The following is a 22955-nucleotide window of genomic DNA, read 5'->3' as shown; positions in this document are numbered from 1 at the left end:
AAATACATTCGAGACCTTCCTTTATGAGGAGGGTCTTTTTTTATGGAGAAATAACATGTGAATAATTGTTATTTATTGGTGTAAATCGATTTTTATTATGATAATTTAGAATTATATAACAAAAAGAGGGGGTTCAATGGGGAGCAAAAAGAGGAAGAAAAAGCAAGTTAAGAGACAAAAGTATATGAAGAGAAAACAGGAACAGAACATACCTTTTTCAAAAAAAGTAGTCCTTATGATAGAAAAAGTATTTCGATATATTTGTATGTTCTTGTATGTGATTTTTTGTGTGTTTTTATGTGGGATGGTTAAATGTTTGGGGATAACCCCTAATGTTATTGAAGGTATTTTTGGCGTTATGCTTGTTATGGTAGAAGGAATCTTATTCTTTATATTATTTGATAAGGTTTGGCCTAGTCATGAAAGTAAAAAAGATAGAAAAAGAAGCAAAAAATCTTCATCCAATTCAAGCTCATCAAGTGGATTCGGTGACTACAGTAGCAACGATTGTAGCAGCTCAAGTGATGGCGGAGGAGATTGCGGAGGTGGTGGAGACTAAGTTGATTTTTCAGAAGAACGACTAATGGAAGGATGGGATGAAATATGGAAACTGTGAACTTAATAGAATTAACAAAAGACATTCAAGATCAACATAAAAACTTCGTCGTTTCAAACATAAACAGTCATTGCTTACGCATCGCTGTATTTACTGGTGAATATGATTGGCACTATCATTCTAATTCGGATGAATTATTTATTGTGCTAGAGGGAGAGTTACTTATTGATTTTGAAGATGGAGAAACGGCGGTTTTAAAGCCAAATGATTCTATTTTAATTCCAGCATGTACGATTCATAGAACGAGAGCATTAAAGAGGACGGTAAATCTTTGTTTTGAACATATAGAGGCTGATACGATTATAGTGGAGCAATTATGAAAAAATTATCTGTAGCCGAGTATAGAAAAGTTCTTCCGGTTTTAGAAGGTAATACAAGAACGACGACGTTTGCTTATGCGGTATGTGATCAAGTGATAGCTGGTGAGGTTTTTGCCAACGAGAAGTTAACAGCAGGATTAATTCGTACAGTTAACGGTATCTATTATTTATTTGGTCATACGGATGATCAAAATTATAATGAAGATTTATTGATGTATTTAAAAATGGCTATTGAAAAAACAGAGAAGAGATTTACACTATTCGCTTCAAGTGAAGAGTGGGAAATGATGATTGAAGGGCGTTTTAGTAATGTACTTCGGAATATGCCACGAATGAAATTCCAAAGAGAAATCTTTGAAGAGCGAACACAAGATGCAAATAAAAATACATATGCAGTGAAGCGTATTGATAAAAGTGATATAGAACGAAGCAGTGAATTTACAGAGAAGTATTATAAAGAATATTGGGGATCAAAAGAACTATTTTTGAACGGTGGTTTCGGATTTTGTATAGAACAAGGTGGGATGATTATAGCTGAATGCGTCTCAATATTTAGAGGGAATAGTTTTGCTGAAATCGATATTGCTACGCATAAAGCATATCAAGGGAAAGGATTAGCTCAAGCTGTTGCGACACGGTTCGTTGAGCATTGCATGCAAAATGATATTACACCGTGCTGGGATTGTTATGTAGACAATATTCCTTCGCAAAAACTAGCTAGTAAATTAAGTTTTCATAATCCGATAGAATATAGATTGTTTGTACGTAAGAAAACGGGGGAATAAAAATGAATGTGGAATTAACGAGATTCAAAGTGAAACAAGGTAAAAGTCATCGTGTAGATGAATGGATGCAGCTTCTTAATGACAATATGAAAAAAGTGCTTTTGACATTAAACGACGAAAAGATGTACGTTGAGACAATTTTCCGGGAAATAAGAGATGGAGAAGAATACTTATATTGGTATTCTGTGCAAGGAGAAGGCGGGGCTCTTGTCGAAAATTCTCATTATGAAATCGATAAAAAGCACTTGGAATTTTGGCATGAATGTATTGATGAAGAAGCACCATCTGTTGATATGAAAACGGAAGTTGTTATGATTCAAGATGTTGTGAGGGAAGCGATGGAATAATAGAGTAATATTTTGTGAACAAAAAACAGTCTTATTTTTTTGCTGAAATATATATTATTGGAGATGCTATAGGATGAGAATTAGTAATAAATATATCACTCTCGATGAAATAGAGATAATAAGAGAATCCTTAAATAAATTGCATGAATATCATAATAATAAATCAAAATATTTTTCTGGCGATTACCCAAGAATGACATTTGAGGAACGTATTGAAAATTATAAAAAGAACTCAAAGTACGGAGAATATAGAATTGAATTATTGATTGAGTTAGAAACAGATAATATATTAGGATTTTGTATAGCGTATAGTAAAAGCGTAAGCGGAAAGATTGAAGTTTTATTTGTTGATGAAAAATACCGAAGAAACGGATTTGGTTTGAAATTAATGAATAGTGCAGTGGAATGGTTTAAAGTGAAAAAGATAGATGAAATTGAATTAACAGTAGTGTATGGAAATGAAGCTGTATCATTTTATGAAAAGCTGGGATTTTATCCTCGTTCAATTATTATGGCAACTAAGTCATAACGATAGTATGGGGAGAGATGAGTTGGAGTTTTTGTTTCAAAAAAATGGTTCATATTTTACTAAATTATATGTGAAGAGCACATCAAAATAAATGTGCTTTTTACTATGGAAAAATTTATAAAAGCTGTATTTGGATATCTTTAAGTGAAAATAAAGAGGGATATCGAGAATATTTTAGGATAAACTATAAAGTGAAACTTTAATCAGTGGTGAGGGCATCCCCCACTGATTATCAGCCCTCACCAATCGGGCTTTTACGAGCAGTCCGCCCCCCACCTAACTTCTTTGCTTCCGCTGAATTTTGATGTGGGGTCTTACTGCCTGTTAATGCGGGATAAAGAAATAAAAAACACCAAACCAAAAGACTTACCAATATACGGTGTAGTCGTAACAGGAAAACAGAGGATTTACAAAGTTTACAAGGGTCACCGTATATTAAGGCTGCTGTAAGAGGTGTAACAGTTGAGAAATATTGATTACGAGTAATTAATGTGAATAATCAGAAAACTTATGTTATAATATGGGAAAAGGAGGTTTATATGAGGCAAATACATGGAGCAATTTATATTTACATAACAATGTTTTTCGTGGCGATATCCTATGGATTGGGGCACGTGTATTCGCATCCTATACTAACTTTTTTAAGCGGAGCATGTATGGCGTTTGCGCTTCTTGTCCACCTTTTCTCAGTTTGGATCGTGAAATTTCAATTAAATATTAGTGAAATAGAAGAAGGCACTTTTTGAGTGGCCTTCTTTTTTTAATAATATTTTGGAAGTTCTTGTAGCAATTTTTCAATTTCGCATTCTGTTTCTTCACATATAGACAGTGTGCGTAGTCTGAAGAATAAGCTGCGCAAGAAAGATTTAATATTTCCGTATAGGTACTCGTACGATTTAATATGTAATGTTTGTTTTTGGACGGGTAATTGAGCTACTAAATCATGAAGGGCTAATATGAGTACTTCTTCTTTTAGACCACTTTGGAGCATTGCGACAATCGGATAAACGATACGTTCATCTTCCTCATATTTGTAGTAAATAGAATGGACGCAAACTTTGTTTAATAAAGTTTGCAATATTTCTTCGTAATATAAAGCTTCCAGTTTAGGACTACGAACAAGCGCCTCAAATGTATCGGAAGCATGAGCAATACTATGTGCCCAGCCATGGTCTGGAACATATCCGCGGAAATCATGCTCATTGTTCATATATAGAATTAATTGATCTTTTACATTTGAAATATCAGTTTGTGATAAGAAATTATGATTTGTATCTGCATCTATAATGAGTGCAATTAATAAGGTCGTAAATGCACGAGTAAATACAGCATCTCCATCATCTGAATGAATCTTATACAATAAATATTTTTCACCGATGCTTTCTAATAATAGTTTTTGTAATTGTGTGTGTGAAAGGTAGTCCTTCTTGATGAAATGATAAAAAGTAGAGCAAATAAGTTTGTCCCTTAAATAGCTATCAGTATCGCCAATATGCTCAAGCATATTGGAACTTAAGGAATCGATGTTAAGTGTGTTATCCAGTATGTAATTATTATTACGAATTTCTTCTAACTGTTGTTGTAACATATAAGCCTCCTATTTTAGAAAATTCTGTATTTTAATAGTATAATAAGAGGAAGAAATAGACAATAAATAAGTGCTTTTGAATGGAGGGGGGCATTATGAAGAGAGCATTATTCTTTTTCATTAGTATTTTCTTTTTAGGAAGCTATTCCATTTCGTATGTTACTTTTTCTAGCGAGAGCAAAAGTTGGACTGGACAATATAAAGGGCATATTAAGGATGACAGTGAAGATGGGATGTTTACGTTTCAATATAAGGGCGGGGATGGAAAGACAGAATTTAAAAACTTAGAGATTGCTATTAATGGAGCCTTTAGTACAATGACACAAACGTCAGAAGTTCATAGAGGAGCAAAGATTGAAATGAAGTCTTCTTGTGTAAGTTGCGCGCCTATCTCTAAAGATGAACCTATAGAAGTTGTGATTAAATGGGATGATAAGTATGAGGAGAAGATGGTGCTAAATTTGAAATAGCCTAGAGTAAGGGGTTAAAAATGAATAGGCATATGAAAATTGTTATGTTTTTAAGTGTATTTCTAGTCGTATTATCAGCGTGTGATACAAAACAAGTAGAGCAAGTAACGGTAAAAGAAGGGTATCTTATATTAAGAAATGACACGGTGTTTTTTGCCGATGATAAAACGTTTAAAACAAAAGTAGAGTTGCAACATTATATAGAACAACAAATGAATAAAGATCATCCAGCACATATAGTCTTGAGCTTTAAGGACAAAGACGCATATAAACAGTTAAAAACAGGGGATAAAATAAAAGTATGGTTTTCTCAAATACTTGAAAGTTATCCAGCAAAAATGATTGTAGAGAAATTTGAAATAGTAGAGAAATAAAAAAGGCAGCAATCAAGCTACCTTTTTTATTATTTTACAAATTGTAACTCTTTCGGGAACTTCGTTAAAATTTCTGATCCGTCTTTTGTGATGTAAATATCATCTTCAATACGAACGCCACCTACGTTTGGTACGTAAATACCTGGCTCGATTGTGAAGACCATACCTTCTTTTAATGGAGACTCGTTGCCAGCTTTTACATCTGGATATTCGTGTACGCTAATTCCAAGTCCGTGACCCAGGCGGTGTGGGAAGAAGTCACCGTAACCTGCATCTGCGATAACAGAACGTGCAGCGTTGTCGATTGCGCCAAGTGTAACACCCGGTTTACATGCTTCAACTGCTTGTAGTTGTCCAGCAAGTACAGTGTTGTAAATGCGAGTTTGCTCTTCAGAAATTTCACCGAATGCTACTGTACGTGTAATATCAGAGCAATAACCATCAATGATTACGCCTAAATCAAATAGTACGAAATCGCCGCGTTTCATTTTGTTTGCACCAGGAATACCGTGTGGAAGAGCAGAGTTCGCACCTGCTAATACCATCGTATCAAATGACATTTTATGTATGCCTTTTGTTTTTAATTCGTGTTCAATAATTGCTAATACTTCTAGCTCGCTGCGGTTTTCTTTAATTGCATTTACACCAACTTCAACAGCATAGTCCGCCATTTTAGCTGCTTCGCGTAAAATAGAAAGTTCTTTTTCATCTTTAATTAAACGAAGTTCGCGAACTTTCTCCTCAGCTGATTTGAAAGCTGCATTTGGGAATAATTTCTTTAATTCTTCGTAGCGCTCTACGTTTAAATGTTCTTTTTCAATTGCAACTGCATTTGCATTGATGCCGCGGTCTTTAATTGCTTTTGCAATCATATCCCATGGTCTGTCAGTATCAGTAAATCCGATAATTTCATGTGCCCAGCCAGCGTTACGTGCTTGGCCTTCTTCCATTTTAGGGCAAATTAAAATAGGTTCTTTTTCTTGGAATACAAACATACCAAGAAGTCTTTCGTGTGGTTCACAGTGGAAGTTTGTCATGTAGAAGACGTTCGGTGTAGAAGTTAAGAACGCAGCTTCTACGTTTTTTTCTTTTAGCCATTGCATTAAATTTTCTAATCTAGCATTCATCGATTGGCACCCCCGAGATATTTAATTACAAATATAACTTTAACTCGGAAGAAAGCGTTATGACAAGTAAATAGATGTTAGAAAAGACAGGGGATTGAAAAATCATGTAGAATAAAAAGTGAGAATGTGAATAGGGGAGGAATGTAATAATGAAAGTATCTTATCATGGACATTCAGTTGTGAAAATTGAGGCGAATGGAAAAGTTATTTTAATTGACCCGTTTTTAACAGGTAATCCGAGAACAGATTTAAAAGCTGAAGATGTAAAAGTGGATGCAATCCTTTTATCGCATGGACACGGTGATCATGTTGGAGATACAGTAGAACTTGCGAAGAAAAATAATGCAGTTGTTGTAGCGCCATTTGAACTAGCAACATTTTTAAGTTGGCAAGGTGTAAATACACACCCGATGCATATTGGTGGTTCACATGAATTTGACTTCGGAAAAGTGAAGTTTACACAAGCATTCCACGGCTCTAGTTATATTGATGAAGAAAATAAGACGATTACATATACAGGTATGCCAGCAGGTATTCTATTTACAGCAGAAGAGAGAACTGTATACCACGCAGGAGATACTGCACTATTCTCTGATATGAAGTTAATTGGGGAATTAAATAAAGTTGATCTAGCATTTTTACCAATTGGTGATAATTTCACAATGGGACCAGAAGATGCTGTACTAGCGGCAAAATGGATTAATGCGAAAACTGTTGTACCGATGCATTACAATACGTTCCCAGTTATTGAACAAGATCCATATCAATTTGTAGAAAAGCTACAAAATTGTACAGGGAAAGTATTAGAAGCTGGAGAAAGTATTACACTATAGAAAAGAAACCCTTCATTTGAAAAGAAAAGTGAAGGGTTTTTACGTGTGTAGGACAGCTTTTAATACTTGTATTTGTTTTGGTGATTCTTTTCTTTTGGTACGTGGCTGTTCAGGTGTTTCATTCAATTCCATTGTAACTTTTTTCCCATCTACGAAAGCTAAAAATACAGCACCTACAACCTCTAAAAGTTTTTTCATCATGTGTTCGCTCCTTTGATTTATTTCTTGTCTTAATTGTATAGGTAATCAAGTGTGCGAACTATCGAATGAGATGACAATAGCATTACATTGTTGTAATAGAATGACTGGTGGAATGTAAGAGTCATTTTGTTATAAAAAAAATAGTACAGGTATGCAAAGAGAGAGTGTAACAGTTTTGAAAATATAGTATACTGAAAGTACAACACATGAAGAATTTAGGGAAAAGAAAGTATGGTGAAACCATTTGGCTACCAAGCATAACCAAATTTTAGAACATATTAATAGCCTGCCAGTAGGCCATAAAATTTCTGTAAGACAAATTGCGAAAGATTTGAGTGTAAGTGAAGGGACCGCTTACCGTGCAATTAAAGATGCAGAAAATAAAGGGTATGTTAGTACAATTGAACGTGTCGGAACAATTCGAATTGAACAAAAGAAGAAAGAGAATATCGAAAAACTGACATATGCAGAAGTCGTTAACATTGTCGACGGTCAAGTACTTGGAGGCAGAGAAGGACTACATAAAACGTTAAATAAATTCGTAATCGGGGCAATGAAATTAGAAGCGATGATGCGCTATACAGAAGCTGGGAACTTACTTATTGTCGGTAACCGTACGAACGCACATCAATTAGCGTTAGAAACTGGAGCCGCTGTATTAATTACGGGCGGATTTGATACGGAAGATCATGTGAAGAAATTAGCAGATGAATTAAAACTGCCGATTATTTCAAGTAGTTACGATACCTTTACAGTTGCAACGTTAATTAACCGTGCGATTTACGATCAGCTTATTAAGAAAGAAATTGTACTCGTTGAAGATATTTTAACGCCAATTGAAGAAACATTATATTTAAAGCCAAATGATACAGTGCAGCAATGGCATGCCTATAATGAAGAGACGATGCACGGAAGGTATCCGATTGTTGATGAAAGTAACAAAGTGCTAGGAATCGTGACTTCAAAAGATATGATCGGTGTAGCGAAAGAAACACCAATTGATAAAGTAATGACAAAACACCCAATTACAGTGAACGGTAAAATGTCTGTCGCAGCTGCGGCACGTATGATGGTGTGGGAAGGTATTGAGTTACTTCCTGTTGTTGATGAAGGAAATAAACTACAAGGTATTATTAGCCGTCAAGATGTACTTCAGGCACTGCAAATGATTCAACGTCAGCCACAAGTTGGAGAAACCATTGATGATATTGTAACGAATCAATTTATGACGCCGAAAGAAGCGAAGAATGAGCATCTATATCAATTTTCGGTGACGCCGCAAATGACGAACTCAATCGGAACGTTATCGTACGGTGTATTTGCAACAATTGTGACAGAAGCGACAAATCGCGTCATTCGTGCGCAAAAGAAAAGCGATTTAATTGTTGAAAACTTAACGATTTATTTCGTAAAGCCGGTTCAAATTGACAATGTTGTATCTGTTCATCCGAAAGTATTAGAAATTGGGCGTAAATTTGGTAAGGTCGATGTAGAGGTGCATCATGAAGGTAATGTTGTTGGAAAGGCATTACTTATGGTGCAGTTAATCGATAAATAAAAAGATGGAACAAATCGTTTTGATTTGTTCCATCTTTTTTTGTTGTTTTAAATTTGAAAGGCATGATTTTAGATGGGAGTTTTAGTGAAATATGTATGGAGTGGAAAAGTAACGTAAGAAAAGACAGAATAGTAATTCGATTTGGCTGTATATTGTGTTATGATTATATTGTAAGAAAATGGAATTCTGAAAGGTGGTATGCATTATGTCGTCAGCCGTACTCTTTTTTGGTAGTATCGCACTATTTTACTTTCTTGTAATGATACCGATCCAATATTTATATTTACAAGGTTTACATGAAAAAAAGGAAAAGACAGGATTATCTCAGCGAGAGCTATATGAAAAAATGTCTTTTGGAGAAGAACAACTACATTTTCATGTACAAGGTAACCCATTTAATATACCATCTGCGTTTGTTGCATATATGATTTTGAAAGTTAAGGGACGTAAAAAAGCATCACAATATTGATGCTTTTTTATGTTGCTTCATAGACTTCGGCTTCTTTAACTGCTAATGGCAAGAAATGTTTGTATTGGCGAAACCCGTTAAATACACTTGCACTACCAAATAGAACGAATAAAACACCAACGATAATACGAGCGGTTGAAAGTTCTAAAAAGAATTGGTTTATCCCGAAAAATAAAACGAATGAACCGAGTGCCATTGCGGATTTTCCTGAGAGCCAACCTTTCTCCATTGGGCGGTTTGTACGAAAGTATTTTGTTTTGTAAAAGAGGTACAACATAAATGAGACGATAATACAGAAGACTAATACTGGCATAATGAACACTCCCGTCGCTTTGTGAAAAATAATAGAAAAGAAAAAGAAATATCTAAACTTTCTAACTTTTATTATAAAGCAATTGTTCGCATGTATGAAATACTTTCCGTTATAATGGAGGATAAAGTGAAGAAGTTGATTAAAAAGGAGATTATACATATGCATGAGCAAATTTTAGGAGCAATTAAAGAGTTTGATACAATTATTATTCATCGCCACGTGCGTCCGGACCCAGATGCGTTAGGTTCACAGGGTGGTCTTGGTACAATTCTACAAGAATCGTTTCCAGAGAAAAATATTTATACGGTTGGGTACAATGAACCGTCACTAGCATACTTACGAGTAATGGATGATATTGAAGATAGTGTATACGAAAATGCGCTTGTTATTGTTTGTGATACTGCGAATCAAGAACGGGTTGACGATCAACGCTATACAAAAGGGAAGATGTTAATTAAAATTGATCATCATCCAAATGAAGATCCATATGGAGATATTACGTGGGTAGACACGACAGCGAGTTCTACAAGTGAAATGATTTATGAGTTTTATAACTATGGAAAAGATAAAGGATTAAAAATAACAAAAGAAGCAGCTCGCCTTATTTTAGCAGGAATTGTTGGAGATACAGGTCGTTTCTTATTCCCAAATACGACAGCAAAAACACTTCGTTACGTAAGTGAGCTTGTTGATATGGGTGTGAAATTCACAGATTTATACAATGAAATGTATAAGACAAAAGAAAAAATTGCTCGTTTAAACGGTTATATTTTACAAAACTTTACGATGGTAGAAGAAGGAGCAGCTTACATTAAATTAACGAAAGAAGTATTAGAAGAGTTTGATGTACTTCCTTCTGAAGCATCTGGTGTTGTTGGAGCGCTTGGCAATATTGATGGATTAAAGGCGTGGGTTCTATTTTTAGAGGAAGATGACGTAATTCGTGTTCGTCTTCGTTCAAAAGGACCAGTTATAAACAAATTGGCAATGCAATATAACGGCGGAGGGCATCCGATGGCTTCTGGTGCCAAGGCATCTTCTTGGGAAGAAGCGGATCGTCTTTTTGCTGATTTACGTGAGATTTGTAAATAAAAGACTATATGTTAGAACGAAAAGAAGGAGCGGCGCTAAAGCCCTCCTTCTTTATTTTTCTTTCTCTATAGTAATGCTAATTTCAAGCACTGTATCAAAAGATATTGTATCGACTTTAAAACGGTATAGGCGATCGTAATGTTTGTATGTTTTATTTTCGATTACCTTTTTTAGTAGGTCTTTATTTTTTGCGATACTTTGAATGTTTTTCGTTAAAAGATGCTGGAGATCATTATGAATAGATGTAGTCATATTTTCGAGTGTAAGATTGTCTAAATCGTATTTTTCTCGATTGATAAGTTTTATTTTAATCTCTTGAATGGTTAAGAGCCGTTTATTTTCAGTGTTCAATTTTTCTTGATCTTCGAGAAGGACGTGGAGCTTTGCTTCTTGTTTTTCTATAATTTCTCTTTGTTCTGCTATTTTACTAGCTTGTTCTTGTTGAAAAACACCGTATATGTACAAAAAAATAAACCAGCTCAACACGCCTCCAACAGCAGCACCAGCTAATACTAAGTACCATCTTTTTGCTGTATTGGCACTTGGTACTCTCATACATGTTCCTGCGTTAGCCATTTAATAATAATGAGACCTGTTTGCATACCACCAGTTGCGAAAAAAATAAGGAGAATTTGTTTTACGATATCTTTCATATCTCCGCCAAAGAAACTTCTTTCAAAGCTATAAAAGGTATCGAATGTTCCGCCGATTGCTGCAACGAGTGCCCAAATTCTTAAATTTTGGGCGAATTGATTAATGTAAGTTAGAGCTGGTTTTCCGATAAGAAACGCACCAAATCCACCAATTAATGAACCGCCAAGTATAACCCCAAAGGCAATAAAATAACTAATAATAAGCAGAGAGAAAAAAGTATGTTCTCTTACATCCATCGTCATTCCCCTTTCTTCTTCATATATATGGACAAAGTATAAGAAGTATGTTTTGATTTCCGCTTTCCTCATCACCTATAATAAAAGTAGTCAAATAGGTAAAGAGAGGGTACAACAGTGAAGTTTGTGCATTTACAATGTCAAACCGTTTTTAGTTTATTAAAAAGTGCTTGTAAAATTGATGAGCTTGTAGTCAGGGCGAAAGAACTTGGTTTTTCATCGCTAGCTATTACGGATGAAAATGTTATGTATGGTGTTATTCCGTTTTATAAAGCATGTAAGAAACATGGTATACAGCCTGTTATTGGATTAACCGCTTCTATTTTTAGTGAAGAAGAAGAAAGGTCTTATCCGCTTGTATTACTTGCTGAGAATGAAATAGGCTACCAAAATTTATTAAAGATTTCTAGCAGTATTATGACAAAGTCCAAAGAAGGTATTCCTAAGAAGTGGCTTGCGCATTATGCGAAAGGATTAATTGCTATTTCGCCAGGTAAAGATGGCGAAATTGAGCAATTATTACTAGAAGACAATGAGAGTCAGGCTGAAGAAGTAGCTCGCACGTATCAAAATATGTTCGGCCATTTTTATATGAGTTTGCAGCATCATGCAATTCAAGATGAGTTGCTTTTACAAGAGAAACTACCTGAATTTATTAGTAGGGTTAATATTCCAGTCGTTGCAACAAATGATGTGCGCTATATCAATCAAAGTGACGCGCTTGTTCACGAATGTTTACTATCTGTTGAAAGTGGAACGAAAATGACTGATCCAGATAGGCCGAGGCTGAAAACAGATCAGTATTATTTAAAGTCATCGGATGAAATGGAAGCACTATTTTCCCATGCGCCGGAAGCAATCCAAAATACAATAAAAATTGCAGAGCGTTGCCAAGTAGAAATACCGTTCCATGTAAATCAACTTCCGAAGTTTCCTGTTCCGTCTAATGAAACGAGTGATATATACTTGCGTCGTGTTTGTGAAGAAGGTTTGCGGAAACGATATGGTGAACCGAAAGAAGTGCATATAAAGCGTTTGGATCATGAATTAAATGTTATTTCTCGTATGGGATTTAGTGATTATTTCCTCATCGTATGGGATTTTATGAAGTATGCACATGAAAATCATATTCTAACAGGACCAGGTCGTGGATCGGCAGCTGGTTCACTCGTTTCATACGTATTAGAAATTACAGATATTGATCCAATTGAATACGATCTATTATTTGAAAGGTTTTTAAATCCTGAACGTGTGACGCTTCCTGATATTGATATTGATTTTCCAGACGTAAGACGTGATGAGATGATTCGCTATGTGAAAGATAAATACGGTCAGCTCCGTGTTGCGCAAATTGTAACGTTTGGTACGCTTGCAGCAAAAGCGGCAATTAGAGACATTGCCCGCGTAATGGGGCTTCCGCCGCGAGATATTGATATATTTTCAAAACTTATCCCATCAAAGCTTGGTATAACGTTAAAAGATGCATATGAAGAATCACAATCACTTCGTGAGTTTATACAAGGGAATCTTTTGCATGAGCGTGTGTTTGAAATCGCAAAACGTGTAGAAGGTTTACCACGTCATACGTCTATTCATGCGGCTGGTGTTATTATGAGTCAAGAACCGCTAACAGGCAGTGTAGCAATTCAAGAAGGACATAACGATGTTTATGTTACGCAATATCCAGCCGATGCGCTAGAAGAACTTGGGTTGCTTAAGATGGACTTTTTAGGATTACGTAATTTAACGTTACTTGAAAATATTATAAAATTTATCGCGAACAAAACTGGGAAAGAAATCGATATAAGAAACTTACCTCTTCAAGATGAAAAGACATTCCAATTATTAGGGAGAGGAGATACAACAGGTGTATTCCAGCTTGAGTCAGGCGGTATGCGAAATGTACTTCGCGGGTTAAAACCGAATGAGTTTGAAGATATCGTAGCTGTTAACTCGTTATACAGACCAGGACCGATGGAACAGATACCGACTTTTATTGAATCGAAACATGGAAAAAGAAAAATCGAATATTTACATCCGGATTTAAAGCCAATTTTAGAAAGAACATACGGCGTCATTGTATACCAAGAACAAATTATGCAAATTGCATCGAAGTTAGCAGGGTTTTCGCTTGGAGAAGCAGATTTACTGCGCCGTGCAGTGAGTAAAAAAAATCGTGATATTTTAGATCAGGAACGTAAGCATTTCGTCCAGGGATGTTTGCGAAATGGATATGATGAGACGTCTGCTGAAAAAATTTATGATTTAATTGTAAGATTTGCGAATTACGGTTTTAACCGAAGTCACGCTGTAGCTTACAGTATGATCGGATATCAGCTTGCCTATTTGAAAGCGAACTATACGCTGGAATTTATGACGGCATTATTATCAAGCGCAATTGGAAATGAAGATAAAATTGTACAGTATATACGAGAAACGAAGCGGAAAGGTTTTCACGTTTTGCCGCCGTCTCTTCAGAGAAGTGGTTATAACTTCCAAATAGAAGGGAATGCGATACGTTACAGTTTACTTTCGATCCGAAATATTGGAATGGCTACAGTGACGGCATTATTAGAAGAACGAGAGAAAAAAATGTTCGAAGATTTATTTGAATTTTGTCTCCGTATGCCGTCAAAGTTCGTAACGGAGCGTAATTTAGAAGCTTTCGTCTGGTCGGGATGTTTTGATGATTTTGGTGTTTCGAGAACGAATTTATGGAAAAGTATTAAAGGGGCGTTAGAGTACGCGAATCTCGCACGTGATTTAGGAGATGCTGTTCCAAAATCAAAATATGTACAAGGAGAAGAGCTATCTTTTATTGAACAACTAAATAAAGAGAAAGAAGTACTTGGCTTTTATTTATCAAGTTATCCGACAGCGCAATATGTGAAGTTAGCAAAAGAATTAGAAATTCCATCTCTCGCTCAGGCGATGCGACACAAGAAAAAAGTACAAAGAGCTATTGTGTATATAACAAGTGTTAGAGTGATTCGTACGAAAAAGTTTCAAAAGATGGCATTTATTACATTCTGTGATCAAAATGATGAAATGGAAGCGGTCCTCTTCCCGGAAACGTATATACATTTCTCGGATAAGTTGCAAGAAGGAGCAATTGTTTTAGTTGACGGTACGATTGAGCTAAGAAATCATAAGCTGCAATGGATTGTAAATGGACTATATCCGCTAGAGGAAATGGATGTTTATGAAGAAAAGAAAGACGCATCTGTTTACGTGAAATTGCCATCTCAGTATGAGAAAAAGCTTTTAAATCGGGTTACGAAAATATTGTTCGACTATTCAGGTTTTGCGAAAGTACTAATTTATTATGAAAAGGAACATAAAATGGTACAATTATCTCGGAGTTTATCGATTCATCCAAGTGAAGAATGTTTAGGAGCACTTCGTGAAATTGTCGGGGAAGAAAATGTAGTTGTGAAAATATAATGGACAATTTCCCTACACTTCGATTATTATAGTAGTAGTGTTCGTGGTCAGACCACTTGGAGAAATTGATATCAGCAAGAATAATTTGAGGAGAGTGGATAGTTTGTCAACACTTCGTGAAGAAGCACTTCACATGCATAAAGTGCATCAAGGAAAATTAGAAACTGTATCAAAAGTAAAAGTAGAAAATGCAAAAGATTTAAGTCTTGCATATTCTCCAGGGGTTGCAGAACCTTGTAAAGAAATTTATGACGATAAAAGTAAGGTATATGAATATACGATGAAGGGAAATATGGTAGCAGTTGTGACAGATGGAACAGCTGTACTTGGTCTTGGTAACATTGGACCTGAAGCATCTCTTCCAGTAATGGAAGGTAAAGCTGTATTATTCAAGAGCTTTGCTGGTGTAGATGCATTCCCAATTGCCTTAAATACAAACGATGTAGATAAAATTGTTGAAACTGTAAAATTAATGGAGCCAACTTTTGGCGGCGTTAACTTAGAAGATATCGCAGCACCAAACTGCTTCATTATTGAAGAGCGTTTGAAAAAAGAAACAAATATTCCTATCTTCCATGATGATCAACACGGAACAGCTATTGTAACAGTAGCAGGTCTTGTAAATGCACTGAAATTAGTTGGAAAGAAAATGTCTGACATTAAAGTTGTCGCAAATGGCGCAGGTGCAGCAGGTATTGCAATTATTAAACTTTTATATCGCTATGGTGTACGCGACATTATTATGTGTGACCGTAAAGGGGCAATCTATGATGGTCGTCCTACAGGTATGAATCCGGTGAAGGATGAAGTTGCAAAATATACAAATAAGAATCGTATAGAAGGTTCTTTAGCTGATGTTGTACAAGGTGCAGACGTATTCATTGGTGTATCTGCAGAAGGTGCATTAACAGAAGAGATGGTTCGTACAATGAATGACGATGCGATTATTTTTGCAATGGCGAATCCAGTTCCAGAAATTATGCCAGAATTGGCAAAAGCAGCGGGCGCAGCTGTTGTTGGAACAGGTCGTTCTGACTTCCCGAACCAAGTAAATAATGTACTGGCGTTCCCTGGTATTTTCCGCGGTGCACTTGACGTACATGCGACACAAATTAACGAAGAAATGAAGATGGCAGCTGTACAGGCTATTGCTGAGCTTGTAGCAGAAGATGAGTTAAATGCAGACTATATCATTCCGGCACCATTTGACGCGCGTGTAGCGCCTCAAGTAGCGGCTTACGTTGCAAAAGCAGCAATGGAGACAGGAGTAGCTCGCCGTCAAGTAGATCCAAATGAGATCGCTGAAAAAACAAAACAATTAGCGCTGATTGGTAAAGAATAAGCGAGGAAATTCCATTGACATCATCAAATACAAAAGTATATCTCGAAATTGTAAAAAAAATCCGTTCCATTATGGAAGAGGATGGATTGGTGGCGGGGGATCGTTTGCCGTCTGAGCGTGAGTTAAGTTCACGCTTAAACGTAGGACGTTCCTCTGTAAGAGAAGCATTGCGTGCTTTAGAACTGGTAGGATTGATTGAAACGAGACGTGGTGAAGGGACGTTTATTCGAAACTTTTATGATAACGGTCTTGTACAATTAATTGCTCCGTTCTTATTGCAAGATGAGAAAACAATTCGTGATTTATTACAAACGAAACGATTACTCGAGAAAGATATGATTCGAATTGTATGTAATTTACCGAAAGAAACGTTTTCTAAAGTGCTAAGTAAATTACACCAAGTACTTGAAGGAAATGAAAACTCAATCCCAACGCTTCATCAAACGTTCTTTAAAACACTTATTGAACAAGTCGATAATTATTTACTATATCGCATTTGGATGATCGTAAATGATTACGTATCAACGCTTTCTTGTAAAGTTTCAAGAGATTCTATCGATATGTATAGAAAGCTTTACGCTACTTTGGAAGAAAAACAAGAAAATGATGCACTAAAAATTTACGATGAATTAGTAGAGAATATACAGTTTCACTCGTAATGTATAAAATTTGTCGAAATGACCATGACACGTTATGACAAACATTCTACCGCGTAGCGGTTAAAGTTAAACGTAAAGAGTGAGGTTATTAGACAGATTGAGAAGATAAGGCTAACATCAAACTTTGGTGTTAGCCCCATTTTCTTCTTACGCTAACCTTAGCTCTCAACGAAGGGGGTCAAATTGTGCTAAGAGATTTATTCGTGAAAAAGAAAAAGTACGCTGCAATACCTTCAGAACAAGTACGAAAAGATGTGCCAGATGGCGTTATGACAAAATGTCCGGAATGTAAAAAAATCATGTATACGAAAGAACTTCTAAAAAATTTAAAAGTATGTGTGAATTGTGGATATCATCATCCTATGAATGCATGGGAACGTCTTGATAGTATATTGGACGAAGGGTCATTCCGTGAGTATGACAAAGAAATGGTTTCATTAAATCCACTCGAGTTTCCAGGTTATGAAGAGAAACTAGAGAGCGATCGTAAGAAGACTGAATTGAACGAAGCGGTTGTAACTGGTGAAGGAACAATTGATGACATGCTTGTTGTTGTTGCAGTAATGGATTCTCGTTTTCGAATGGGGAGCATGGGCTCTGTAGTAGGAGAAAAAATCGCCCGTGCGGTTGAAAAGGCGTACGACTTACAAGTTCCATTTATTATCTTTACTGCTTCGGGTGGTGCCCGTATGCAAGAAGGTATATTAAGTTTAATGCAAATGGCAAAAACAAGCGTAGCTTTGAAAAAGCATAGTAATGCAGGAGGATTATTTATTTCTGTTATGACTCACCCAACGACGGGCGGGGTTTCAGCGAGTTTCGCTTCACTTGGTGATTATAATCTTGCAGAACCAGGTGCACTTATCGGATTTGCTGGTAGACGTGTAATTGAACAAACGGTGCGTGAGAAACTACCGGAAGATTTCCAAACGGCAGAATTCTTACTAGATCATGGTCAATTAGATGCGGTGGTGCATCGTGATGATATGAGAGAATCGCTTCGCAAGATTTTAGAAGTTCATCAAGGAGGGGAAATGGCTGTATGGCAGAGCTAGAATTTGAAAAACCAGTTGTTGAGCTAAGAAATAAGATTCGTGAACTGAAAGACTATACGAAAAACAGCCAGATGGACTTCAGTGAGGAGATTCGTATTTTGGAAGAAAAGCTAGAAAATTTAGAGGAAGATATATACGGCAATCTAAAAGTATGGGACCGTGTTCAAATTGCTCGTCATGCAGAACGACCGACAACGCTCGATTATATTGAGCACTTATTTACTGATTTTTTCGAATGTCATGGAGATCGTCTATTTGGCGATGATGCAGCGATTGTCGGCGGCATTGCGAAATATAAAGGGATGCCTGTAACTGTAATTGGGCATCAGCGCGGAAAAGATACGAAAGAAAATATTCGCCGTAACTTTGGAATGCCTCATCCAGAAGGATATCGAAAAGCACTGCGTCTCATGAAACAAGCGGAAAAGTTTAATCGTCCTATTATTTGTTTCATCGATACGAAGGGAGCTTATCCTGGTAAAGCAGCTGAAGAACGTGGACAAAGTGAAGCTATTGCCCGCAACCTATTTGAGATGGCAGGTTTAACGGTACCAGTTATTTGTATCGTTATCGGTGAAGGCGGTAGTGGTGGTGCGCTAGGCCTTGGAGTAGGAGATTACATTCATATGCTAGAAAATTCCACTTATTCTGTTATTACACCAGAGGGTGCGGCGGCAATTCTTTGGAAAGATGCAGGAAAAGCAAAGGAAGCTGCAGAGGCAATGAAAATTACAGCAGCAGATTTGAAAGAATTAGGTGTAATTGATGAAATTATTCCAGAGACAAAAGGTGGAGCTCACCGTAATATTTTGAAACAGTCAGAAAATATAGACTTAATAATTAGAAAAACTTTTGAACAATTAAACGGAATTTCGAAAGATGAATTAATCGAAAAACGTTATGAAAAATATATGAAAATTGGGCAAGTTTCGTTTTCAAACGCTTCCATTGGGATAAAATAAGAAAAGCGTGCGTTCCTCTTCGCGAATGCACGTTTTTATTATGAAAAGACACATCTTCTCCATTGTGTTTTTATATTTTTTCGTGTTATTTTATTATAAGGCAAATAATCTTTATGAGGTGAGTACAAATGAAACGTATTGGTGTATTAACAAGTGGTGGAGATTCACCTGGTATGAATGCTGCCATTCGTGCAGTTGTTCGTAAAGCGATTTTCCATGATATTGAAGTATATGGTATTTACCATGGATACGCTGGATTAATTTCTGGTCACATTGAAAAATTAGAACTTGGTTCTGTTGGCGATATTATCCACCGCGGTGGTACGAAATTATATACAGCAAGATGTCCTGAGTTTAAAGACCCAGAAGTACGACTAAAAGGTATCGAGCAATTAAAGAAACATGGTATCGAAGGACTTGTTGTTATTGGTGGAGATGGTTCTTACCAAGGCGCTAAAAAATTAACTGAACAAGGATTCCCATGTGTTGGTGTACCAGGTACAATCGACAATGATATCCCTGGAACAGACTTCACAATTGGTTTCGATACAGCTTTAAACACTGTTATTGATGCAATTGATAAAATCCGTGATACAGCTACATCTCATGAACGTACATATGTTATCGAAGTAATGGGACGTCATGCTGGAGATATCGCATTATGGGCTGGTTTAGCTGATGGTGCAGAAACAATCTTAATTCCAGAAGAAGAGTATGACATGGATGATGTAATCGCTCGTCTAAAACGTGGTAGCGAACGTGGTAAAAAACACAGTATTATCATTGTAGCTGAAGGTGTTGGAAGTGCAATTGACATCGGTAAGCACATTGAAGAAGCAACAAACTTTGATACTCGTGTAACTGTATTAGGTCACGTACAACGTGGTGGATCACCAAGTGCACAAGACCGTGTATTAGCAAGTCGTCTTGGTGCAAGAGCAGTTGAGTTGTTAATTGCTGGTAAAGGTGGACGTTGTGTAGGTATTCAAGATAATAAACTTGTTGATCATGACATTATCGAAGCGTTAGCTCAAAAGCATACAATCGATAAAGATATGTATCAATTATCTAAAGAATTATCCATCTAATCGGCGTAATGTCAGATATTTGGGAACGGTTTCATAATTTTCGGAGGTGCAATATGCGTAAAACTAAAATTGTATGTACTATAGGTCCTGCTAGTGAAAGTATTGAAAAATTAGAGCAATTAATCGAAGCAGGTATGAACGTTGCTCGTTTAAACTTCTCTCATGGTAGCCATGAAGAGCACGGAGCTCGTATTAAAAACATTCGTGAAGCTTCAAAGAAAACTGGTAAAACAGTTGGTATCTTACTTGATACAAAAGGTCCAGAAATCCGTACTCACGACTTCGTAGACGGACAAGCTGAGCTTGTAACAGGTGCAGAGGTAGTTCTTTCTACTGAGCAAGTATTAGGTACTGCAGAGAAGTTCTCTGTATCTTATGCTGGTCTTTATGACGATGTAGACCCAGGTTCTCGTATTCTAATCGATGACGGTCTTATCGAACTAGAAGTAATCGAAAAAGCTGATGGAAACATCCGTACAAAAGTTCTTAACAGCGGAACTGTAAAAAATAAAAAAGGTGTTAACGTACCAAACGTAAGCATTAAGCTTCCTGGTATCACTGAAAAAGACGTAAAAGATATCATCTTCGGTATCGAGCAAAAAGTTGATTTCATTGCAGCTTCATTCGTACGTAAAGCGTCTGACGTATTAGAAATCCGTGAATTATTAGAAGAGCATAACGCTCAATACATCCAAATCGTACCAAAAATCGAAAACCAAGAAGGTATCGACAACATCGATTCAATCTTAGAAGTTTCTGACGGTTTAATGGTAGCTCGTGGTGATATGGGTGTAGAAATTCCACCAGAAGAAGTACCGTTAGTACAAAAACGTCTAATTAAAAAATGTAACGTGTTAGGTAAACCGGTTATTACTGCAACACAAATGTTAGATTCTATGCAACGTAACCCACGTCCAACTCGTGCGGAAGCAAGTGACGTAGCTAACGCAATCTTCGATGGTACAGATGCAATCATGCTTTCAGGTGAAACAGCTGCTGGACAATATCCGGTAGAAGCAGTAACAATGATGGCTAACATTGCGGTACGTGTTGAAAAATCATTACAATATGAAGATATGTTCAAAAAACGTATTAAAGAGTTCACTCCAACAATTACAGATGCAATTAGCCAATCTGTTGCGCATACAGCACTTGCTCTTGATGTAGCTGCAATCGTAGCTCCAACAGAAAGTGGATATACTGCGAAAATGATCTCTAAATACCGTCCAAAATCTCCAATCGTAGCTGTAACATCTGACGAGCAAGTAGGACGTCGTCTTGCACTTGTTTGGGGTGTACAAGCATTTATGGCTGAGAAGCGCGCAGCTTCAACTGACGAAATGTTAGATACAGCAATTCAAACAGGTATGGATGCGGGTCTAATCGGACTTGGAGATACTGTAGTGATTACTGCGGGTGTTCCAGTTGCTGAAACTGGTACAACAAACTTAATGAAAATCCACGTTGTTGGTGAAGAAATTGCTAAAGGACAAGGAATTGGTCGTAAAGCTGCAAAAGGTAAAGTAGTTGTAGTAAAAACAGCTGCTGAAGCTGTAGCGAACGTAAACGAAGGTGATATCCTTGTTACAACAAGCACTGATAAAGATATGATTCCTGCAATCGAAAAAGCTGCGGCTTTAGTTGTAGAAGAAGGTGGCTTAACAAGCCATGCAGCTGTTGTAGGCGTATCAATCGGTATTCCTGTTATCGTTGGTGTAAACGGCGTAACAGCAACTTTAAAAAATGGCCAAGAAGTAACAGTTGATGCAGCACGCGGAATTGTTTATAATGGACATGCGGAAGTGCTATAAGTAATACGGAGAGAAGGATCGGAGTCCTTCTCTTTTTTTTTACACAAAAACGAGATAGAATTAGCTTAAAGCGCCTAGAATTGCTTTTAAAAGCTGTTTGTTATGTGTTTTAATATGAAAGAGTATCTATATTTCATATGATGTATATAGGCGTTGTGAGGACGTTAAAAGTGAGTTGTGAGAGAGGTGTAGAACTATGAAGTGGTTACTATTCTTGTTTATTTTAATACCGGCGATTGAGATTACGGTCTTAATTGGATCAAGTCATGTAATAGGTTTATGGTCTACGTTCGCTATGATTGTATTTACAGGTGTTGTAGGTGTGTATTTGGCGAAAAGACAAGGGTTTAAAGTGCTTGGAGAGATTCAATCTAAGTTGAATAGAGGGGAAATGCCAGGTGAGGCGGTACTAGATGGTATTTTTGTATTTGTAGGAGGTATTCTCTTAGTGCTTCCTGGGTATGTGACCGATGTGCTAGGGTTTATCTGCGTGATCCCTATTACGAGAGCTTTATTGAAGCCGCTTGTTATGAAGTGGATGGAATGGAAATTTAGAAAGAACTCTACTATTATTATTCAGAAATAGCACTTAGATTGTAGAAATCTAAGTGCTATTTTTTTGTATTGTAAGAGGAGAGGAACTTTCTGATTGAAGCTTTGCTTTACCTCGCTATTTGTGGGGTGAAATTTCTATCTCAAAGCTGGGCTGCTCGTAAGCGTCTGATGTGGGGCGAATGATGAGTGGGGATGAACAAAACGTTCGCTTATTATATGTGCTATATAATTTTCGTTTGAACTCTTGTGTGTACTTCGATTAAACTTGTGATTTTTTAGTGCTATTAATTTAGATGAATAAGATGGAGGGAAACGCTGCTGAATTAAAGTTTTGCTTTCTTATATAAAGGAACGATTGGTGTAAAAAATTCATATAAAAAGGCGGAGATTGTTAGTTGAAGTCTTGTTTTATGCTATTTTGTATATTTATTCATTTACATAAAAAGTAATAAATGTAAATGATAATTATAAAATAAATAGAATGAATATGTAAAAACACCACGAAATATGCGTTTTTCATGCAAAAA

Annotated in this window: 26 protein-coding genes and 1 pseudogene; 21 read left to right on the top strand and 6 right to left on the bottom strand. The window is 36.5% G+C overall.

Annotated features, from left to right (window positions below; all coding sequences use genetic code 11):
• Window positions 1-136: 136 nt before the first annotated feature.
• From DN407_RS22835 to DN407_RS22805, 7 genes and pseudogenes are all read left to right on the top strand, one after another.
• Complete coding sequence (locus tag DN407_RS22835; RefSeq protein ID WP_000534947.1) at window positions 137-559, top strand: hypothetical protein; 423 nt, start codon at window positions 137-139, stop codon at window positions 557-559.
• Window positions 560-603: 44 nt separating this feature from the next.
• On the top strand, window positions 604-936 hold the full coding sequence (locus tag DN407_RS22830; RefSeq protein ID WP_000450931.1) for a cupin domain-containing protein: 333 nt from the start codon (window positions 604-606) through the stop codon (window positions 934-936).
• Window positions 933-1721 carry a GNAT family N-acetyltransferase gene (locus DN407_RS22825; RefSeq protein ID WP_084063942.1) on the top strand — a complete coding sequence of 263 codons (789 nt, stop codon included), beginning with the start codon at window positions 933-935 and terminating at the stop codon, window positions 1719-1721. Before DN407_RS22830 ends, DN407_RS22825 begins: the two co-directional genes overlap by 4 nt.
• A 2-nt stretch (window positions 1722-1723) precedes the next feature.
• Entirely contained in the window at window positions 1724-2068 is a 345-nt protein-coding gene (locus DN407_RS22820) for a DUF6176 family protein (RefSeq protein ID WP_149216647.1), read from the top strand.
• Window positions 2069-2141: 73 nt separating this feature from the next.
• Window positions 2142-2597 carry a GNAT family N-acetyltransferase gene (locus tag DN407_RS22815; RefSeq protein ID WP_149216646.1) on the top strand — a complete coding sequence of 152 codons (456 nt, stop codon included), beginning with the start codon at window positions 2142-2144 and terminating at the stop codon, window positions 2595-2597.
• 336 nt (window positions 2598-2933) lie between these two features.
• Window positions 2934-3073 (top strand): annotated as a pseudogene (locus DN407_RS31730) (anti sigma factor C-terminal domain-containing protein); the annotation flags it as partial.
• A 63-nt stretch (window positions 3074-3136) separates the two neighbouring features.
• Window positions 3137-3343: a hypothetical protein gene (locus tag DN407_RS22805; protein WP_001248905.1), complete on the top strand. Its 207-nt coding sequence runs from the start codon at window positions 3137-3139 to the stop codon at window positions 3341-3343.
• Between the two features lie 14 nt (window positions 3344-3357).
• On the opposite strand, the gene DN407_RS22800 is transcribed toward DN407_RS22805, so the two are convergent.
• On the bottom strand, window positions 3358-4185 hold the full coding sequence (locus DN407_RS22800) for a DUF2785 domain-containing protein (protein WP_144501620.1): 828 nt from the start codon (window positions 4183-4185) through the stop codon (window positions 3358-3360).
• 95 nt (window positions 4186-4280) lie between these two features.
• On the opposite strand from DN407_RS22800, the gene DN407_RS22795 reads away from it, so the two are divergent.
• Window positions 4281-4655, top strand: a complete 375-nt coding sequence (locus DN407_RS22795) for a hypothetical protein (protein WP_149216645.1) — start codon at window positions 4281-4283, stop codon at window positions 4653-4655.
• 20 nt (window positions 4656-4675) lie between these two features.
• Window positions 4676-5029 (top strand): DUF3221 domain-containing protein, encoded by a 354-nt coding sequence (locus DN407_RS22790; RefSeq protein ID WP_088070077.1) that lies wholly within the window; start codon window positions 4676-4678, stop codon window positions 5027-5029.
• 29 nt (window positions 5030-5058) lie between these two features.
• Here DN407_RS22790 and pepQ read toward each other — a convergent pair whose 3' ends face one another.
• Window positions 5059-6156 carry a Xaa-Pro dipeptidase gene (pepQ, locus tag DN407_RS22785; protein WP_000994024.1) on the bottom strand — a complete coding sequence of 366 codons (1098 nt, stop codon included), beginning with the start codon at window positions 6154-6156 and terminating at the stop codon, window positions 5059-5061.
• Between the two features lie 149 nt (window positions 6157-6305).
• Here pepQ and DN407_RS22780 point away from each other — a divergent pair, with 149 nt between their 5' ends.
• The gene (locus DN407_RS22780; protein ID WP_000868930.1) at window positions 6306-6989 is read left to right on the top strand and encodes a metal-dependent hydrolase; all 684 of its coding nucleotides are present in this window, start codon (window positions 6306-6308) and stop codon (window positions 6987-6989) included.
• Between the two features lie 39 nt (window positions 6990-7028).
• Here DN407_RS22780 and DN407_RS31725 read toward each other — a convergent pair whose 3' ends face one another.
• The gene (locus tag DN407_RS31725) at window positions 7029-7190 is read right to left on the bottom strand and encodes a hypothetical protein (RefSeq protein WP_000976306.1); all 162 of its coding nucleotides are present in this window, start codon (window positions 7188-7190) and stop codon (window positions 7029-7031) included.
• Between the two features lie 244 nt (window positions 7191-7434).
• On the opposite strand from DN407_RS31725, the gene DN407_RS22775 reads away from it, so the two are divergent.
• The gene (locus tag DN407_RS22775) at window positions 7435-8748 is read left to right on the top strand and encodes a CBS domain-containing protein (RefSeq protein WP_000201590.1); all 1314 of its coding nucleotides are present in this window, start codon (window positions 7435-7437) and stop codon (window positions 8746-8748) included.
• Window positions 8749-8953: 205 nt separating this feature from the next.
• Window positions 8954-9217, top strand: a complete 264-nt coding sequence (locus tag DN407_RS22770; protein ID WP_000093045.1) for a DUF3949 domain-containing protein — start codon at window positions 8954-8956, stop codon at window positions 9215-9217.
• A 7-nt stretch (window positions 9218-9224) separates the two neighbouring features.
• Here the strand turns inward: DN407_RS22770 and DN407_RS22765 are convergent, their stop codons facing one another.
• Complete coding sequence (locus DN407_RS22765) at window positions 9225-9530, bottom strand: YtpI family protein (RefSeq protein ID WP_001144776.1); 306 nt, start codon at window positions 9528-9530, stop codon at window positions 9225-9227.
• 159 nt (window positions 9531-9689) lie between these two features.
• Between DN407_RS22765 and DN407_RS22760 the strand changes: the two genes are divergently transcribed.
• Window positions 9690-10622, top strand: a complete 933-nt coding sequence (locus DN407_RS22760; protein WP_000545136.1) for a DHH family phosphoesterase — start codon at window positions 9690-9692, stop codon at window positions 10620-10622.
• Window positions 10623-10673: 51 nt separating this feature from the next.
• Here the strand turns inward: DN407_RS22760 and ytrI are convergent, their stop codons facing one another.
• Both ytrI and DN407_RS22750 read right to left on the bottom strand, forming a co-directional pair.
• A complete protein-coding gene (gene ytrI, locus DN407_RS22755; protein ID WP_001265740.1) occupies window positions 10674-11177 on the bottom strand; it encodes a sporulation membrane protein YtrI in 504 nt (167 codons plus the stop codon).
• Window positions 11174-11587, bottom strand: coding sequence for a YtrH family sporulation protein (locus DN407_RS22750; RefSeq protein ID WP_002005839.1), 414 nt, complete (start codon window positions 11585-11587; stop codon window positions 11174-11176). Before DN407_RS22750 ends, ytrI begins: the two co-directional genes overlap by 4 nt.
• Before the next feature lie 42 nt (window positions 11588-11629).
• Here DN407_RS22750 and dnaE point away from each other — a divergent pair, with 42 nt between their 5' ends.
• The 8 genes from dnaE (at window position 11630) to DN407_RS22710 (ending at window position 22459) form a co-directional block, all read left to right on the top strand.
• Complete coding sequence (gene dnaE / locus DN407_RS22745; RefSeq protein WP_000673729.1) at window positions 11630-14956, top strand: DNA polymerase III subunit alpha; 3327 nt, start codon at window positions 11630-11632, stop codon at window positions 14954-14956.
• A gap of 133 nt (window positions 14957-15089) precedes the next feature.
• On the top strand, window positions 15090-16298 hold the full coding sequence (gene ystJ / locus DN407_RS22740; protein ID WP_161508111.1) for an NADP-dependent malic enzyme: 1209 nt from the start codon (window positions 15090-15092) through the stop codon (window positions 16296-16298).
• 14 nt (window positions 16299-16312) lie between these two features.
• Window positions 16313-16957 carry a FadR/GntR family transcriptional regulator gene (locus DN407_RS22735; RefSeq protein ID WP_000204440.1) on the top strand — a complete coding sequence of 215 codons (645 nt, stop codon included), beginning with the start codon at window positions 16313-16315 and terminating at the stop codon, window positions 16955-16957.
• A gap of 185 nt (window positions 16958-17142) precedes the next feature.
• Window positions 17143-18012, top strand: coding sequence for an acetyl-CoA carboxylase, carboxyltransferase subunit beta (gene accD / locus DN407_RS22730; RefSeq protein ID WP_000942856.1), 870 nt, complete (start codon window positions 17143-17145; stop codon window positions 18010-18012).
• Window positions 18000-18974 carry an acetyl-CoA carboxylase carboxyl transferase subunit alpha gene (gene accA, locus DN407_RS22725; RefSeq protein WP_000818807.1) on the top strand — a complete coding sequence of 325 codons (975 nt, stop codon included), beginning with the start codon at window positions 18000-18002 and terminating at the stop codon, window positions 18972-18974. The genes accD and accA overlap by 13 nt, the downstream gene beginning before the upstream one ends.
• A gap of 128 nt (window positions 18975-19102) precedes the next feature.
• On the top strand, window positions 19103-20062 hold the full coding sequence (gene pfkA, locus DN407_RS22720; RefSeq protein WP_000821156.1) for a 6-phosphofructokinase: 960 nt from the start codon (window positions 19103-19105) through the stop codon (window positions 20060-20062).
• Between the two features lie 53 nt (window positions 20063-20115).
• Window positions 20116-21873, top strand: coding sequence for a pyruvate kinase (gene pyk / locus DN407_RS22715; RefSeq protein WP_016110781.1), 1758 nt, complete (start codon window positions 20116-20118; stop codon window positions 21871-21873).
• A 196-nt stretch (window positions 21874-22069) separates the two neighbouring features.
• The gene (locus tag DN407_RS22710) at window positions 22070-22459 is read left to right on the top strand and encodes an FxsA family protein (RefSeq protein ID WP_000871631.1); all 390 of its coding nucleotides are present in this window, start codon (window positions 22070-22072) and stop codon (window positions 22457-22459) included.
• Window positions 22460-22955: the final 496 nt, after the last annotated feature.

The organism is Bacillus sp. JAS24-2, assembly GCF_008274905.1.
In the GTDB taxonomy this organism is placed as follows: domain Bacteria; phylum Bacillota; class Bacilli; order Bacillales; family Bacillaceae_G; genus Bacillus_A; species Bacillus_A cereus.
Note: the sequence above shows the minus strand (reverse complement) of the source record. Positions and strands in the feature narration are given on the sequence as shown.